The organism is Ensifer adhaerens, from assembly GCF_028993555.1.
Taxonomy (GTDB): Bacteria; Pseudomonadota; Alphaproteobacteria; order Rhizobiales; family Rhizobiaceae; genus Ensifer; species Ensifer adhaerens_I.
This window is the reverse complement of the sequence record NZ_CP118611.1, coordinates 1,697,501-1,710,783: the sequence shown is the minus strand read 5'-3', so window position 1 is coordinate 1,710,783 and position 13,283 is coordinate 1,697,501. Positions and strand designations below refer to the sequence as shown.

Sequence of the window (13,283 nt, the reverse complement as noted above, 5' to 3'; positions counted from 1 at the left end):
GCGACCCGGCCCTTTATAGCGGTGCCCCATGAAATCTGACGACAAAGAATTCCTCGCGGACCTCTTTCGTGCGGCGATCGAAGCCGCGGACCCGGAAAATGCCCTGCGCGCTCATCTCCCAAGCCAGCCACGCGGACGGACCGTGGTCATCGGCGCCGGTAAAGGTGCGGCCCAGCTCGCCGCCGCTTTCGAAAGGCTCTGGCGCGGTCCGCTCGAAGGTGTTGTTGTGACGCGCTACGGCTATGCCGTCCCGTGCGAGCGCATCCGCGTACTTGAGGCCGCCCATCCCGTACCCGATGCAGCCGGATTGCGGGCAACTGATGCACTTTTCGAAGCTGTGCGCGATCTTACCGAAGATGACCTTGTCGTTGCGTTGATCTGCGGCGGCGGTTCGGCCCTGCTGCCGTCGCCGCCGGACGCGCTGACGTTGGAAGATGAGGTGCAACTCAACCAGGCCCTGCTTGCAAGTGGCGCGCCGATCTCGGTCATGAACGCCATCCGCAAGCAGGTCTCGGGGATCAAGGGCGGTCGTCTTGCCGCCGCCTGCCATCCGGCAAAGCTCATTACTTTGGTGGTGTCGGACGTGCCGGGTGACGATCCCGCACAGGTTGCCAGCGGGCCGACCATTCCGGACATGATGGATCGCGTGCAGGCGCGTGGCCTGGTCGAGACCTGGGGCATAGCCCTTCCGCCGGCGGTTGCTGCGTGGATCGAGGGCAACGAAGGCCTGGCACCCCTCCCGGGCGATCCGGTCTTCGCCAGAAACGAGGTCCGGGTGATCGCCTCGGCGAGCCTCTCGCTCGAGGCCGCCGCTGCGCGCGCCGCGTCCCTTGGCGTTCCCGCCGTCATCCTCTCCGATTCGATCGAGGGGGAGGCCCGCGATGTCGCCCGCGTTCACGCGGCAATTGCGCGTGAAGTCGCCGGTCGCGGCCGGCCGTTCTCGCGCCCTTCTGTCATTCTTTCGGGCGGAGAAACCACCGTCACGATCAAGGGAGGCGGCAAGGGCGGGCGCAACACGGAATTCCTGCTGTCGCTTGCGCTGGCGGCCGAAGGCATCGCCTTTTCGGCAATCGCCGCAGACACCGATGGCATCGATGGCTCCGAAGACAATGCCGGCGCCTTTGCCGACGGGCAGAGCATGGCGCGCTTGCGCAACCTGGGCCACGATCCCTCGGCCTTGCTTGCCGACAATGATGCGTGGACGGCCTTCCATCACCTCGGCGACCTGTTCGTTCCCGGGCCGACCGGAACCAACGTCAATGATTTCAGGGCAATCCTTATCCGATAGGCAGGACCCGCGCCATCGCGGCGCGGGCCCGATTTGCCTCAGGCCGGAACGGGTGCGTCGTCGCGCAGCAGGCCCTTGTGCTTCAGGTCCGCCCAGAAATCTGTCGGGATCGGATGCGAGAACCAGGCCAGGTTCTGTTCCAGCTGCTCGACCGTGCGCGTACCCGCCATGAAGGATGGAACGGCCGGATGGGCGACAACGAACTGCAGCGCGGCTGCGGCGAGTGGCACGTTATAGGCAGCGCAGACGGCTTCGATCCTTGCAACCTTTTCCAGGATTTCGCGCGGTGCTGGCGCATAGTTGTACTTGGCGCCTTCCTTGGCGCCGGTCGCCAGGATCCCCGAATTGAAGCCGCCGCCCACGACAACGGCGGCGCCGCGCTCCTGGCAGAGCGGCAGGAAGGTATCAAGCGCGTCCTGTTCCAGCAGCGTATAGCGCCCCGCCAGCAGGAAGCAGTCGAAGTCGTGCCGCAGCAAGGCTTGCTCGCAGACCTGCCATTCGTTGACGCCGACGCCGATGGCTTTCACGACCTTCTCCGCCCGCAATCTCTCCAGCGCCCGCCAGGCGCCGTCCATCGCGTGCTTGAACACTTCAGGCTGCTCGCTGCCGCGCGTGAAGACGTCGATATCGTGGATGAAGCACATGTCCATGCGCTCCAGTCCCAGCCGTTGCAGGCTGTCCTCGAAGGCCCGCATCGTGCCGTCGTAGCTGTAGTCGAAATGCATCGTGAAGGGTGCGGCATTCGTCCATGGGGTAAAGTCGATGGTGTCGCGCCGCGCCGGGCGCAGCTTCCGGCCCACCTTGGAGGAGAGCACGAAGTCGTCCCGCTCCTTCCAGCGCAACGCATGACCGCTGCGTAGTTCTGCAAGGCCATGGCCATACATCGGTGCGGTGTCGAAGAAGCGGACGCCGGCCTCCCAGGCACGCGAAAACATCGCTTCCGAGGTCGCCTCGTCGATCTCGCGAAAGATGTTGCCGAGAGGTGCTGTTCCGAAGCCGAACGCGGTCACCTCCAGATCCGTCCTACCGAACTTTCGCTTTTCCCCAGGGTGCATGCTTTCCTCCATAAGTAACTGAATGGTGAATAGTATGCATGGCCCTAAACGGCTGTGCAAGCTGCATCCTTTCCTGCCGCCAAGTTTTTCGTCTTGACGGCATCGAGCTTCAGAATATATGTAACTAGATAGTTACTAGAGATGAGGCGAGGCAGATGTATCTCACCGAAACGCAGGAGCAGGTGCGCGACATGGCGCGCGCCTTTGCCGACGAAATGATCCGCCCGATGGCCGAGGAGCTCGACCGTGAAGAGCGCTTCCCGGTGGGGCTTTACGACGAAATGGCAAAGCTCGGCCTTTTCGGCATTGGCGTGCCGGAAGAACTCGGCGGGCCGGGTTTCGATACGCTCACTTACGCACTTGTCATGGAGGAACTCAGCCGCGGCTACGCGTCCGTTGCCGACCAGTGCGGCCTGATCGAGCTCATTTCGACCTTGCTCGTTCGCCACGGGACCGAAAGCCAGCAGGCGATGCTTCCGGATATCCTCGGCATGCGCGCCAAGGTCGCCTATTGCATCACCGAACCGGAGGCCGGCACCGACGTTTCGGGCATCCGCACCACGGCAGAGCGTGACGGCAACGGCTGGCGGCTCAATGGCGGCAAGATCTGGATCCACAACGCGCCGGTCGCCGACTATGGCTTCGTGCTGGCCAGGACCGACAAGGAAGCGGGAAACCGCGGCATGTCGATCTTCATCGTCGATCTGCATGCGGCGGGCGTCGAAAAGGGGCCTAAGGAACACAAGATGGGACAGCGGGCGAGTCAGGTCGGCGCGCTGAACTTCGACGACGTCAAGCTTTCGGCCGACGCTCTCTTGGGCACGGAAGGGCGCGGCTTCCACATGATGATGTCGGTGCTCGACAAGGGCCGGGTCGGCATCGCGTCGCTCGCCGTCGGTATCGCCCAAGCCGGACTCGAAGCAGCGCTGGACTACGCCGGAACGCGCAAGCAGTTCGGCAAGGCCATCGCCGACTTCCAGGGTGTGCAATGGTTGTTGGCCGATATGGCCAAGGACATCGAGGCTGCCCGTTTGCTCGTCCATTCGGCCGCTTCCAAGATCGATAGCGGCGCGGACGCCACCAAAGCGTGCTCGATCGCCAAGTGTTTTGCCGGCGATGTCGCCGTGCAGCGGACGGCAGATGCGGTGCAGGTCTTTGGCGGCTCCGGCTACATTCGCGGCTTCGAAGTCGAGCGCCTCTACCGCGACGCGAAAATCACGCAGATCTATGAGGGCACGAACCAGATCCAGCGCATGATCATTGCGCGCGAACTCCTGAAGAAGGGCGCACGGGCATGACCGGGTCTGAGCCTCGCCCCGTCGCACTGGTGACCGGTTCCTCGCGCGGGATCGGGCTTGCCGCAGCGGAGGCCCTGGCGCGGGAAGGGTTTGCGGTTGCGGTCAACGGATTGCCGGATGATGCAGAACTGCCGTCAGCGGTCGAACGGATCGCCGCTTACGGTGCCCCGGTCATGGCTGCAGCCTTCGATGTCAGCGCCATTGCCGGCCACGATAGCGCGCTCGCAGCCATTGAAGCCGAACTCGGCCAGATCACCACGCTCGTCAACAATGCGGGTGTCGGCGTTCTCAAGCGCGGCGACATGCTGGAGGTGTCGGAGGAAAGCTGGGATCGCTGTTTTGCCGTCAACACCAAGGGCATGTTCTTTCTGAGCCAGGCCTTTGCCCGGCGTCTTGTCGCCCGTAGCAAGGGGCCGCTCTTCCATTCGATCATCAATGTCACCTCGTCGAACGCCGTCGCCGTGGCCGAACAGCGGTCGGAGTACTGCGCGTCGAAGTCGGCAGCCGCGATGGTTTCCAAGACGCTCGCCGTCCGGCTCGGACGGGAAGATGTCGCCGTCTACGATGTTCAGCCCGGCCTGATCGCCACGGAGATGACCGCACCCGTCATCGACGCCTATCGCGAGCGGGCGGAACAGGGGCTCACGCTCTTTCCGCGCGTCGGAAGGCCCGAGGAAGTCGGCGCCCTGATCGCGTCACTCGCGACGGGGCGTCTTCCCTACACCACCGGAATGACGATCCCGGCCGATGCCGGCATGCTCGTCCCGCGCTTTTGAGGTCCCCATGAAAATCGCGCTTCCCGACACTGAAGGCCGCCTGTCCGATTATACCCTGAGCGGCACGCCGATCGCGGCTGCGACGCTTGGCAAGAGACCGGCACGCGTCGTCTACTCCGCGGCTCACGTGGTCGCCGACCCGTTCACGGCCAGCGACCCTTCAGGCCGCGCCGCCGTCGACTGGGAAAGAACCATGGAGTTCCGCCGCTATCTCGCGGGCCTCGGGCTCGGCATCGCCGAGGCGATGGATACGGCGCAGCGCGGCATGGGCCTCGACTGGCCGGGCGCTTTGGAACTGATCCGCCGCACCCGCGAAGAACTGCCGGACGCTGTCGTTGCCAATGGCTGCGGCACGGATCATCTCGACCCGGCGACCGTCACCAGCATCGACGACGTTCGAAGAGCCTACCTGGAGCAGGTCGAAGCGATCCAGAAGGTTGGCGGGCGCCTTATCCTCATGGCGTCTCGCGCCTTGGTGCGGGTCGCTGAGCGACCGGACGATTACATCAAGGTCTATTCCGATGTGCTGGCCGCCTGCGACGCGCCTGTGATCCTGCACTGGCTTGGAGAGATGTTCGATCCGCAGCTCGCCGGCTATTGGGGCAGCAAGGATTTCGAACCTGCGATGCAGACCGCGCTTGCCGTCATCAACGCAAATGCAAGCAAGGTCGATGGCATAAAAATCTCCCTTCTCGACAAGGAGAAGGAGGTCGTCATGCGACGCCGGCTGCCTGTCGGCGTGAAGATGTATACGGGTGACGATTTCAACTATCCAGAACTCATCGAGGGCGACAGCGAAGGATTTTCGCACGCCTTGCTCGGCATTTTCGATCCGCTTGCGCCGGCCGCCGCCTATGCGGTCGAACGGCTCGGCGATGGGGATCGCGCAGGGTTCCGCGCCACGCTTGATCCGACCGTGCCGCTGGCGCGGCTGATCTTCCGGGCGCCGACGCAGTACTACAAGACCGGTGTCGTCTTCCTTGCCTGGCTGAACGGCTTTCAGAATCACTTCGTGATGTTGAACGGCGCGCAAGCGATGCGGCCGCTTCCCTATTTCGTAGAGCTTTTCCGGCTGGCTGACCAGTGCGGCCTCTTGCGCGATCCGGCGCTCGCCGTGGATCGGATGAAGAAGCTGCTTGCGCTCTATGGAGCGTAGCCATGCGTGATTTCACCACGGACCATTCCTCCCTGGCGCTGAACACCGCCAGCCTGGGACACAACCTCGATGGCCACGGCGCAGGGTGGTCGCCAGAGCGCATCATCGACGCCTGTGCCGAACGCGGCTTCGGCTCGATCGTCTTCTGGCGCCGCGAGATCGGCTCGCGCGCGATTGAAATCGGCGAACGAGCGCGGGCAAGCGGCCTCGCGGTTGCCGGTCTCTGCCGGACACCGTTTCTCGTCGGCACGGAAGCTGTCGATCGGCAACGGGTGATCGACGAGGCGAAGGCGTCGATCGACATGGCCGCAGGGCTCGGTGCATCGGTGCTGACGATCGTGGTCGGCGGCGTGCATCCGGGAACCAAGGGCACGAGAGAGAGCCTGAAGATCGTCGCCGATCGTGTCGGTGAGATCGCGCCCTATGCCGCCGACCGGAACGTCAAGCTGGCGCTCGAGCCGCTCAATCCCGTTTATGCGGGAAACCGTTCCTGCCTCACGACGCTGCGCGATGCCGTCGATATCTGCGAGATGGTTGGCGCCGCGAACCTCGGCGTCGCCGTCGATGTCTACCATGTGTGGTGGGACAGCGAGATCGCGGCGCAGTTGCAGCGTGCGGGCGCCGAGAGGATTTTCGGCTATCACCTCTGCGACTGGCTTGCCGACACGCGCGACGTGCTTCTCGATCGTGGCATGATGGGCGACGGCGTCGCCGATCTAAAGGCTCTGCGACGAAGCGTCGAAGGCGCTGGTTATGCCGGCCCCTGCGAGGTCGAGATCTTTTCCGCAAACAACTGGTGGAAGCGGGACCCGAGCGAGGTGCTCGATGTGATGGTCGAACGCTTCCGCACATTCTGCTGACAATTTGGGAGGTAACATGAAGATCCTGGTCACCGTGAAGCGGGTGGTTGACTACAACGTCAAGATCCGCGTGAAGGCAGATGGTTCGGGCGTCGAGCTTGCCAATGTGAAGATGTCGATGAACCCGTTCGACGAGATCTCGGTCGAGGAAGCGCTGCGGCTGAAGGAAGCCGGCAAGGCGGACGAAGTCGTCGTCGTCTCGGTCGGTCCGGCCAAGGCCGAAGAGACGCTCAGGACCGCGCTTGCCATGGGTGCCGACCGCGCCATCCTGGTTGAGACCGAAGACCAGGTCGAGCCGCTCGCCGTTGCCAGGATCGTCAAGGGCGTTGCCGACGCCGAACAGCCGGGGCTGATCATCGTCGGCAAGCAGGCAATCGATGATGACAGCAACCAGACCGGCCAGATGCTGTCGGCGCTGCTCGGCTGGGCGCAGGGCACCTTTGCCTCCAAGGTCGAGATCGGCGATGGCAAGGCGCCAGAGGGCACAGCAAGGGTGACGCGCGAAGTCGATGGCGGCCTGCAGACCATCGACATCAAGCTGCCGGCGGTCGTCACCACCGACCTGCGCCTGAACGAGCCGCGCTACGCCTCGCTGCCCAACATCATGAAGGCGAAGAAGAAGCCGCTCGACAAGAAGTCGCCGGCCGACTTCGGCGTCGACACGTCCGCCCGCCTGAAGGTGCTGAAGACCGAGGAGCCGTCGGGCCGCAAGGCCGGCATCAAGGTCAAGTCGGTCGCCGAACTCGTCGAAAAGCTTAAAGTCGAAGCCGGCGTGCTCTGAAATCCGTGAGGCCCGCCTGCAAACGGCGTGTCGCTGCGCTTCCGGTGCTCACGTACCAAAAGTACGCTGCGCGCCGGTTCTCCCGCCCCACCGTTTTAGCCAGGGCCTGACGGATTTCGGGAACGAACCATTTTTCTAAAGGACAAGATCATGGCCATTCTTCTTCTGGCTGACCACGACAGCAACCACCTTTCCGACCAGACCGCCAAGGCGCTGAGCGCGGCCGCCAAGATTGCCAGTGGGGCTGGAGCCGACGTGCACATCCTCGTCGCCGGTGCCGGCGCCAAGGTTGCGGCCGAACAGGCCTCCAAGCTTGCGGGCGTTGCCAAGGTGCTGGTTGCCGACGACGCCTCGCTTGCCAACAACCTCGCCGAACCGCTGGCCGCGCTGATCGTCTCGCTTGCGGGCAGCTACGACACCATCGTTGCCGCCGCCACCTCGGTCGGCAAGAACGTCATGCCGCGCGTTGCTGCGCTGCTCGACGTTTCCCAGGTCTCGGAAATCATCGAGGTCGTTTCGCCCGACACCTTCAAACGCCCGATCTATGCCGGCAACGCCATCCAGACGGTGCAGACGACGGAAGAAAAGCGGGTCATCACCGTGCGCACCGCCTCGTTCGCCTCTGCCGCTGAAGGCGGTTCGGCGGCGATCGAGACCGTCTCGGCTGCCGCCAACCCGGGCGTTTCCTCCTTCGTCGCCGATGCGCTGTCGTCGTCCGATCGTCCGGAACTGACCTCGGCCAAGATCATCATCTCCGGCGGCCGTGCGCTCGGCTCCTCGGAAAAATTCCAGGAAGTCATCCTGCCGGTGGCCGACAAGCTCGGTGCTGCCGTCGGCGCAAGCCGTGCCGCCGTCGACGCCGGTTATGCCCCGAACGACTGGCAGGTCGGCCAGACCGGCAAGGTGGTCGCCCCCGATCTCTACATCGCCTGCGGCATCTCCGGTGCGATCCAGCACCTCGCCGGCATGAAGGATTCGAAGGTCATCGTCGCGATCAACAAGGACGAAGAGGCACCGATCTTCCAGGTCGCCGACTACGGCCTGGTTGCCGATCTCTTCGAGGTTCTGCCGGAATTCGAAAATGCCGCAGGTGCCTGACGTTCTTCGCGGTAGCTCCCCGCGTCAAGATCCTGGCGTCAAGCGCGCAGGTGAAGGGGCGGCCGGCTTCCCGCCGGCCATCCGTCATTCAACTGCGTGCGCCTGTTCGAAGCCGGGCTCGCAATCGGTAATCGGCGTGTCGCGGAGATAGAGTTTACGTCCATCGCTGCCGAGTTCGCGGGCGGCCTTGTGACCACTGTGCACGGCATGAGCGATGGCCCCCGGAGCGAGCGCGTCACCGATGGTCGTCACACTGCCAATGCCTGCCGTCCTGAGGTCCGCCTGCCGGAGGTCCAGGGCCTGGCGCAGCGCGCCGCGGGGACGGCGCAGGCCGACGATCAGGATGGAGCGACAGTGCATCCTGGTTTCCTCTCCCGTGAAAACCTGGGCGAGGGTAGCCGTTTCGCCGTCGAAGCCGACGAGAGTCTGCAATGTGGTTACCGGGATGCGGCGGCGCAGAAGCGCCCGGTGCACCAGCGGCAACTCGTTCGTCATGATCGTCCAGGCCGACGCCTGGCCGGCGGGCGTCACGTAGGAAACGCCGAGACCCTTGCCCGCCAGATGCTCCGCCAGGACGCCGCCGTAATAGTAGTTGTCGAAATCGAAGACCAGCACCGGTCCTTTCGGCAGCCGCCCGGCGGCGATGTCGTCCGGCGTATATATCTCAGGATGCTCCAGGTGGCCGACCGGTATCTCCAGCGACGAATAGAGCATGCGGGTCCACTCGGCGCCGGTCGCAAGCACGAGGTGATCGGGGGCCAGCTCGAGGATGTCGTCGACGCCAAGCGGACTCTCCAGATACATCGACACATCAGGAAGGTCGGCCAGACGACCGAGGCGATAGTCCACGACCCGGTTCCAGGCGGCAAGGCCGGGTAGGGTCTTCTCGAAGTTCAATCGCCCGCCCCAGCTCGTGCCGGCATCGGCGAGCGTCACGTCATGGCCCTGGCGGGCAGCCATCAGCGCATATTCGAGCCCCGCCGGCCCGCCGCCGACGATCAGGACATTCTCCTGCTTCCGTGCCGGTGTCACCCGCTCCGGGTGCCAACCCCGGCGCCACTCTTCGCCCGCCGTCGGGTTCTGCGTGCAACGCACCGGAACGCCGTCATGCCAACTCGAAATGCAGATGTTGCAACCAATGCACTCGCGGATTTCCTCGATGCGGCCCTCCTTGATCTTGTTGGGGAGGAAGGGGTCGGCGATCGAGGGGCGGGCACCGCCGATCAGGTCGAGCACACCGCGACGGATCTGCGAGACCATCGTGTCGGGCGACGTGAAGCGGCCGACACCGACGACGGGCTTGTCCATCATGCGTTTCACAAAATCGATCACGGGTTCATGGCTGCCTTCGCCGGTAAAGCGCGAGGCGGAACAGTCCGTCGGACTTGAATCCATCTTCACATCGAAGAGATCGGCATGGTCGGAGAGGAGCGCGATCAGTTCGTGTGCCTCCGACTGCTGATGTGTGCCGGGCCGTGCGCGCAATTCCTCCAGGCTGACGCGTAGTGCCACGCCGCAATCGGCGCCGACAGCATCGCGGGTCACATCCAGCATTTCCCGGACGAAGCGGATCCGGTTCTCGATCGGCCCGCCATATTCGTCGGTGCGGTGATTGTACTCGGGCAACAGGAATTCGTAGCCGAGATAGCCCATGCCGGCATAGACATAGACGATGTCGAAACCGGCGCTTCGCGCCTTCCGCGCGCCTTCGGCCTGCCAGCGCAGGGCGTCGCGAATATCCGACCGGTCCATGACGCGCGGGCGCAGATTTCCCATGAAGCCGACATGCGTCGCCATCCACGGGATACCCGAGGGCGACAGCGGCGGCAGACGGCTTGCCCGGTTCATCACCGCCGCGCCGCCGTGCCAGAGCTCCACGCCTGCGAGCGATCCGTGGCGATGGACGGCCTCCGTCATCATGGCGTGGGCGCGGATATCGTTCAGGTCCCAGAGCGTCGCAAAAGGCAGCGGCGTATCGTCGGAGCTTGCATCGATGGAACAGGCGCCCGTGCAGATCACGCCCCACCCGCCTTCCGCTTTCGTCTCCCGAAAGGCGGCGCGGACCCGCGGCAGCGCGTTGGTCATGCCGCTGGCATGCGGCACCTGGTAGAAGCGGTTCGGAGCCGTGACCGGACCGATCCGCACAGGTTCGAACAGCACATCGTAGCGAGAATCCCGCGTCATGCTTCCAGCCCTCGTTCCCCGCCCGCCATGCCTCGGCGGGTCATTGGCAACAGGATAGGCATGGGGAACGCCGTTTCGCAAGAGAAATTATAAGATCGTATAATAACTGAAATAACCGTTTTTTCACAACGTGATATTGCAAGTTGCTATTGACAAAGTGACAGTGAGAATTCCCGATAGCTGCAATTGATGCTTGCCAACAGGCAGCGAAATCGCGCACTGCTGGGCGGGCAAGAGGCAGAGGCAAATTGGCAAGGAAAGTCGTAGCGAAGGGCAGGGCGCGTTTCCGCCGTGAAACGCCGGAAGACCGCCGCCGACAGCTCGGCGAGGCGGCGCTTCGCTGTATCGTCAAGCATGGCAATGCCGGTGTTTCCGTTCGCCAGATCGCGGCGGAAGCGGGCGTGACGCAAGGGTTGATCACCCATCATTTCGGTGAGATCAACGAGCTCGTCGCTTATGCCTTCGACATCATGGCGGAGGGCCTGTTGCAGTCCCTGTTGACGGCCGTGGACGAAGCCGAGCCGACGCCGCAAAAGCGCTTGGATTCCTTCATCAACGTATCTTTCTCGCCGATGCTGTTCGATCGCGATGTCCTGGGCGTCTGGGTCGTGTTCTGGGGTCTCGTTCTCCATTCGCAGCGAATGAGCGCTTCGCAGCAGAATGAGTATTCAGGCTATGTGACCGCCGTCGAAGGTTTGCTTGGCGATCTTGCCGCCGACGAAGGGTTTGCTATCGCCGACATCCGCCTGACCGCCGTCGCGTTTACGGCACTCCTCGATGGTCTCTGGCTCGCCTGGTGCCTCAACCCCGGCTCTTTCAAGCCTGAGGAAGGCGCGCAGCTTTGCCGCAACTGGGTCGAGGGACTGCGACGCGGTGCCTATGCCTAGCGGCATGTGAAGGTCGCCTTCTTCGGCGCGGCCGCATCCACGAGATCGGCGCGCCGAAACAGATTTTTGAGAACCCGCAGAGACCTTTGACGGCCGTCGTGTTTCTCTTCCACGATATCGACAGCGAGTTACCGCAGCTCAACGCAGCGTGGGCGGCAAAGGCATTCGACACCGGCGTTTTCGGCAGTGGGCCGCCTTCGGTTGTGCCGGGAGTTGAGACTAGTGACGATGAAAAGGCCGAGCCAGTGCATCGGCAAGGGCAAGCGGCGTTTCTACTCGTGCGGAGAACCACAGCCACGCGGCGGAGCCAGGAGACGTGAGGTCGAGGCCCTGCGGATCGATGCCGGTGACGCGCCACTTCTCCTGCTTTGCCCCGGCTTCTTCTGCCAGACGGGCAACCAGGTCCGGTTGTGTATTGATCTTTTCAATTTCGTCGAACTCGGCAGCCATGAACTCCTCTGCACCACGCAGGTCGGTAAGGACATCGTCGACCGATATCTGCGCCGCATTGCGAGCGGGGGCCCCGCTGAGGTTGAGCGCCTCGACGGTCATTCGGCATGCCATGGCATGGCATCGCCAAGTCCGAGCTAGATTCGGCGCGGCTGACCAGGGTGAGCCAAACCTCCGAGATGTGTAGGCGGCATCAGCTTTCCAAGGAGAGAGCCTAGCCAATCGTTTGCAATTGCCGAATCTCAACGCATTCGTGGCCTTTGGGAGCCACGAACGCCAGGGAAGCGGTGGATGCCCCCTTTTGCACGTCCCTTCAGCGCGTGTTCGGGCCGTTGACCTTTCCATTCTCGGCGCTACGCCTCGACCGCTTCCAAGCAGAGTGCCGGCCAATCAGTAAATGCTCTTCCGCGCGCAGCTGCGCGGCAATGATGAGGCAAAGGTCGGTGACCTGAGACCCTGATCTTCCTCCAAATTTTGGTAGAGTCCGTCACGGCGAGGAGACGGGCATGAAGCATTCACGGTTCACGGACGAACAGATTATCGGGATTTTGAAGGAGCAGGAGAACGGCTTGAAGACGGCCGATGTCTGCCGCAAGCACGGTATATCCGAGGCGACCTTCTACAAATACAAGGCGAAGTTTGGCGGCATGGAGGTTTCCGATGCCCGCAAGCTGAAGGCTCTGGAAGATGAGAACGCCAAGCTGAAGAAGCTGTTGGCCGAGACCATGCTCGATAATGCCATTTTGAAGGATGTTGCCGCAAAAAAATGGTGACGCCCGATGTGAAGCGGGATGCTGTAGCTCATGTCTGCGAGAAGCATGGTGTGAGCCAGCGTCGGGCGTGCGAGGTTTTGTCCATTGATCGGTCGAGCGTGCGATACCGCAGCATCCGGCCCGATGACGGTCATATCCGTGAAGCTATGAAGATGGTGGCGTCCGAGCGCCGTCGTTTCGGTTATCGGCGCATTCACGTCATGCTGGATCGGCAGGGGATCGTCATGAACCTGAAGAAGCTCCGGCGTCTCTATCGGGAAGAGAAGCTGACCGTGCGCAAACGTGGCGGTCGCAAGCGTGCCTTGGGCACGAGACGGCCTTTGGCATTGCCGTCGCGTCCCAATGAGCGCTGGAGCCTCGACTTCGTCAGCGACGCTTTCACGGATGGTCGTCGCTTTCGGGTCCTGGCTGTCGTTGACGACTTCACCCGCGAATGCCTGGCGCTGGTCGCCGACACATCGCTCTCAGGGGTGCGGCTTGCACGGGAACTGGATGCCATCATCGCCCGGCGCGGAAAGCCACGGATCGTTGTTTCCGACAACGGCACGGAGATGACGAGCATGGCCGTTCTCAAGTGGTGCCAAGGCACGCGCGTCGAATGGCATTACATCGCACCAGGCAAACCGATGCAAAACGGTTTCGTGGAAAGCTTCAATGGCAGCTTCCGTGACGAATGC

12 protein-coding genes (1 of these 12 cut by a window edge) are annotated in these 13,283 nt (G+C 63.2%); 9 read left to right on the top strand and 3 right to left on the bottom strand.

Features of this window, described 5'->3' with window-relative positions; genetic code table 11:
- Positions 1–28 precede the first annotated feature (28 nt).
- On the top strand, positions 29–1,288 hold the full coding sequence (locus tag PWG15_RS27905; protein WP_275024753.1) for a glycerate kinase type-2 family protein: 1,260 nt from the start codon (positions 29–31) through the stop codon (positions 1,286–1,288).
- A gap of 38 nt (positions 1,289–1,326) precedes the next feature.
- On the opposite strand, the gene PWG15_RS27900 is transcribed toward PWG15_RS27905, so the two are convergent.
- Positions 1,327–2,343: an aldo/keto reductase gene (locus PWG15_RS27900; RefSeq protein WP_275024752.1), complete on the bottom strand. Its 1,017-nt coding sequence runs from the start codon at positions 2,341–2,343 to the stop codon at positions 1,327–1,329.
- 155 nt (positions 2,344–2,498) lie between these two features.
- Between PWG15_RS27900 and PWG15_RS27895 the strand changes: the two genes are divergently transcribed.
- The 6 genes from PWG15_RS27895 (at position 2,499) to PWG15_RS27870 (ending at position 8,312) form a co-directional block, all read left to right on the top strand.
- Positions 2,499–3,641 (top strand): acyl-CoA dehydrogenase family protein, encoded by a 1,143-nt coding sequence (locus tag PWG15_RS27895; protein WP_192443281.1) that lies wholly within the window; start codon positions 2,499–2,501, stop codon positions 3,639–3,641.
- Entirely contained in the window at positions 3,638–4,417 is a 780-nt protein-coding gene (locus PWG15_RS27890; protein WP_275024751.1) for a 3-ketoacyl-ACP reductase, read from the top strand. Before PWG15_RS27895 ends, PWG15_RS27890 begins: the two co-directional genes overlap by 4 nt.
- Before the next feature lie 7 nt (positions 4,418–4,424).
- A complete protein-coding gene (locus PWG15_RS27885) occupies positions 4,425–5,573 on the top strand; it encodes a dihydrodipicolinate synthase family protein (RefSeq protein ID WP_275024750.1) in 1,149 nt (382 codons plus the stop codon).
- Positions 5,574–5,575: 2 nt separating this feature from the next.
- Entirely contained in the window at positions 5,576–6,433 is an 858-nt protein-coding gene (locus tag PWG15_RS27880) for a sugar phosphate isomerase/epimerase family protein (RefSeq protein ID WP_275024749.1), read from the top strand.
- A 16-nt stretch (positions 6,434–6,449) separates the two neighbouring features.
- Positions 6,450–7,214, top strand: a complete 765-nt coding sequence (locus tag PWG15_RS27875) for an electron transfer flavoprotein subunit beta/FixA family protein (protein WP_275024748.1) — start codon at positions 6,450–6,452, stop codon at positions 7,212–7,214.
- A 150-nt stretch (positions 7,215–7,364) separates the two neighbouring features.
- Positions 7,365–8,312: an electron transfer flavoprotein subunit alpha/FixB family protein gene (locus tag PWG15_RS27870; RefSeq protein WP_275024747.1), complete on the top strand. Its 948-nt coding sequence runs from the start codon at positions 7,365–7,367 to the stop codon at positions 8,310–8,312.
- 84 nt (positions 8,313–8,396) lie between these two features.
- Here PWG15_RS27870 and PWG15_RS27865 read toward each other — a convergent pair whose 3' ends face one another.
- Positions 8,397–10,496 carry an oxidoreductase gene (locus PWG15_RS27865; RefSeq protein WP_275024746.1) on the bottom strand — a complete coding sequence of 700 codons (2,100 nt, stop codon included), beginning with the start codon at positions 10,494–10,496 and terminating at the stop codon, positions 8,397–8,399.
- Positions 10,497–10,744: 248 nt separating this feature from the next.
- Between PWG15_RS27865 and PWG15_RS27860 the strand changes: the two genes are divergently transcribed.
- On the top strand, positions 10,745–11,383 hold the full coding sequence (locus PWG15_RS27860; protein WP_275024745.1) for a TetR/AcrR family transcriptional regulator: 639 nt from the start codon (positions 10,745–10,747) through the stop codon (positions 11,381–11,383).
- Between the two features lie 219 nt (positions 11,384–11,602).
- On the opposite strand, the gene PWG15_RS27855 is transcribed toward PWG15_RS27860, so the two are convergent.
- Positions 11,603–11,935 carry a hypothetical protein gene (locus PWG15_RS27855; protein WP_275024744.1) on the bottom strand — a complete coding sequence of 111 codons (333 nt, stop codon included), beginning with the start codon at positions 11,933–11,935 and terminating at the stop codon, positions 11,603–11,605.
- Positions 11,936–12,339: 404 nt separating this feature from the next.
- Here PWG15_RS27855 and PWG15_RS27850 point away from each other — a divergent pair.
- A protein-coding gene (locus PWG15_RS27850) for an IS3 family transposase (RefSeq protein ID WP_425536772.1) occupies positions 12,340–13,283 on the top strand; the annotation gives its coding sequence in 2 pieces (ribosomal slippage) (positions 12,340–12,592 and positions 12,592–13,283; 1,101 coding nt in all) (it continues 156 nt past the right edge of the window).

What these genes read in the sequence shown, in the direction of transcription:
- PWG15_RS27905 (WP_275024753.1), top strand. Translation starts at nt 29, where the DNA reads ATGAAATCTGACGACAAAGAATTCCTCGCGGACCTCTTTCGTGCGGCG.
- PWG15_RS27900 (WP_275024752.1), bottom strand. Translation starts at nt 2,343, where the DNA reads ATGCACCCTGGGGAAAAGCGAAAGTTCGGTAGGACGGATCTGGAGGTG.
- PWG15_RS27895 (WP_192443281.1), top strand. Translation starts at nt 2,499, where the DNA reads ATGTATCTCACCGAAACGCAGGAGCAGGTGCGCGACATGGCGCGCGCC.
- PWG15_RS27890 (WP_275024751.1), top strand. Translation starts at nt 3,638, where the DNA reads ATGACCGGGTCTGAGCCTCGCCCCGTCGCACTGGTGACCGGTTCCTCG.
- PWG15_RS27885 (WP_275024750.1), top strand. Translation starts at nt 4,425, where the DNA reads ATGAAAATCGCGCTTCCCGACACTGAAGGCCGCCTGTCCGATTATACC.
- PWG15_RS27880 (WP_275024749.1), top strand. Translation starts at nt 5,576, where the DNA reads ATGCGTGATTTCACCACGGACCATTCCTCCCTGGCGCTGAACACCGCC.
- PWG15_RS27875 (WP_275024748.1), top strand. Translation starts at nt 6,450, where the DNA reads ATGAAGATCCTGGTCACCGTGAAGCGGGTGGTTGACTACAACGTCAAG.
- PWG15_RS27870 (WP_275024747.1), top strand. Translation starts at nt 7,365, where the DNA reads ATGGCCATTCTTCTTCTGGCTGACCACGACAGCAACCACCTTTCCGAC.
- PWG15_RS27865 (WP_275024746.1), bottom strand. Translation starts at nt 10,496, where the DNA reads ATGACGCGGGATTCTCGCTACGATGTGCTGTTCGAACCTGTGCGGATC.
- PWG15_RS27855 (WP_275024744.1), bottom strand. Translation starts at nt 11,935, where the DNA reads ATGACCGTCGAGGCGCTCAACCTCAGCGGGGCCCCCGCTCGCAATGCG.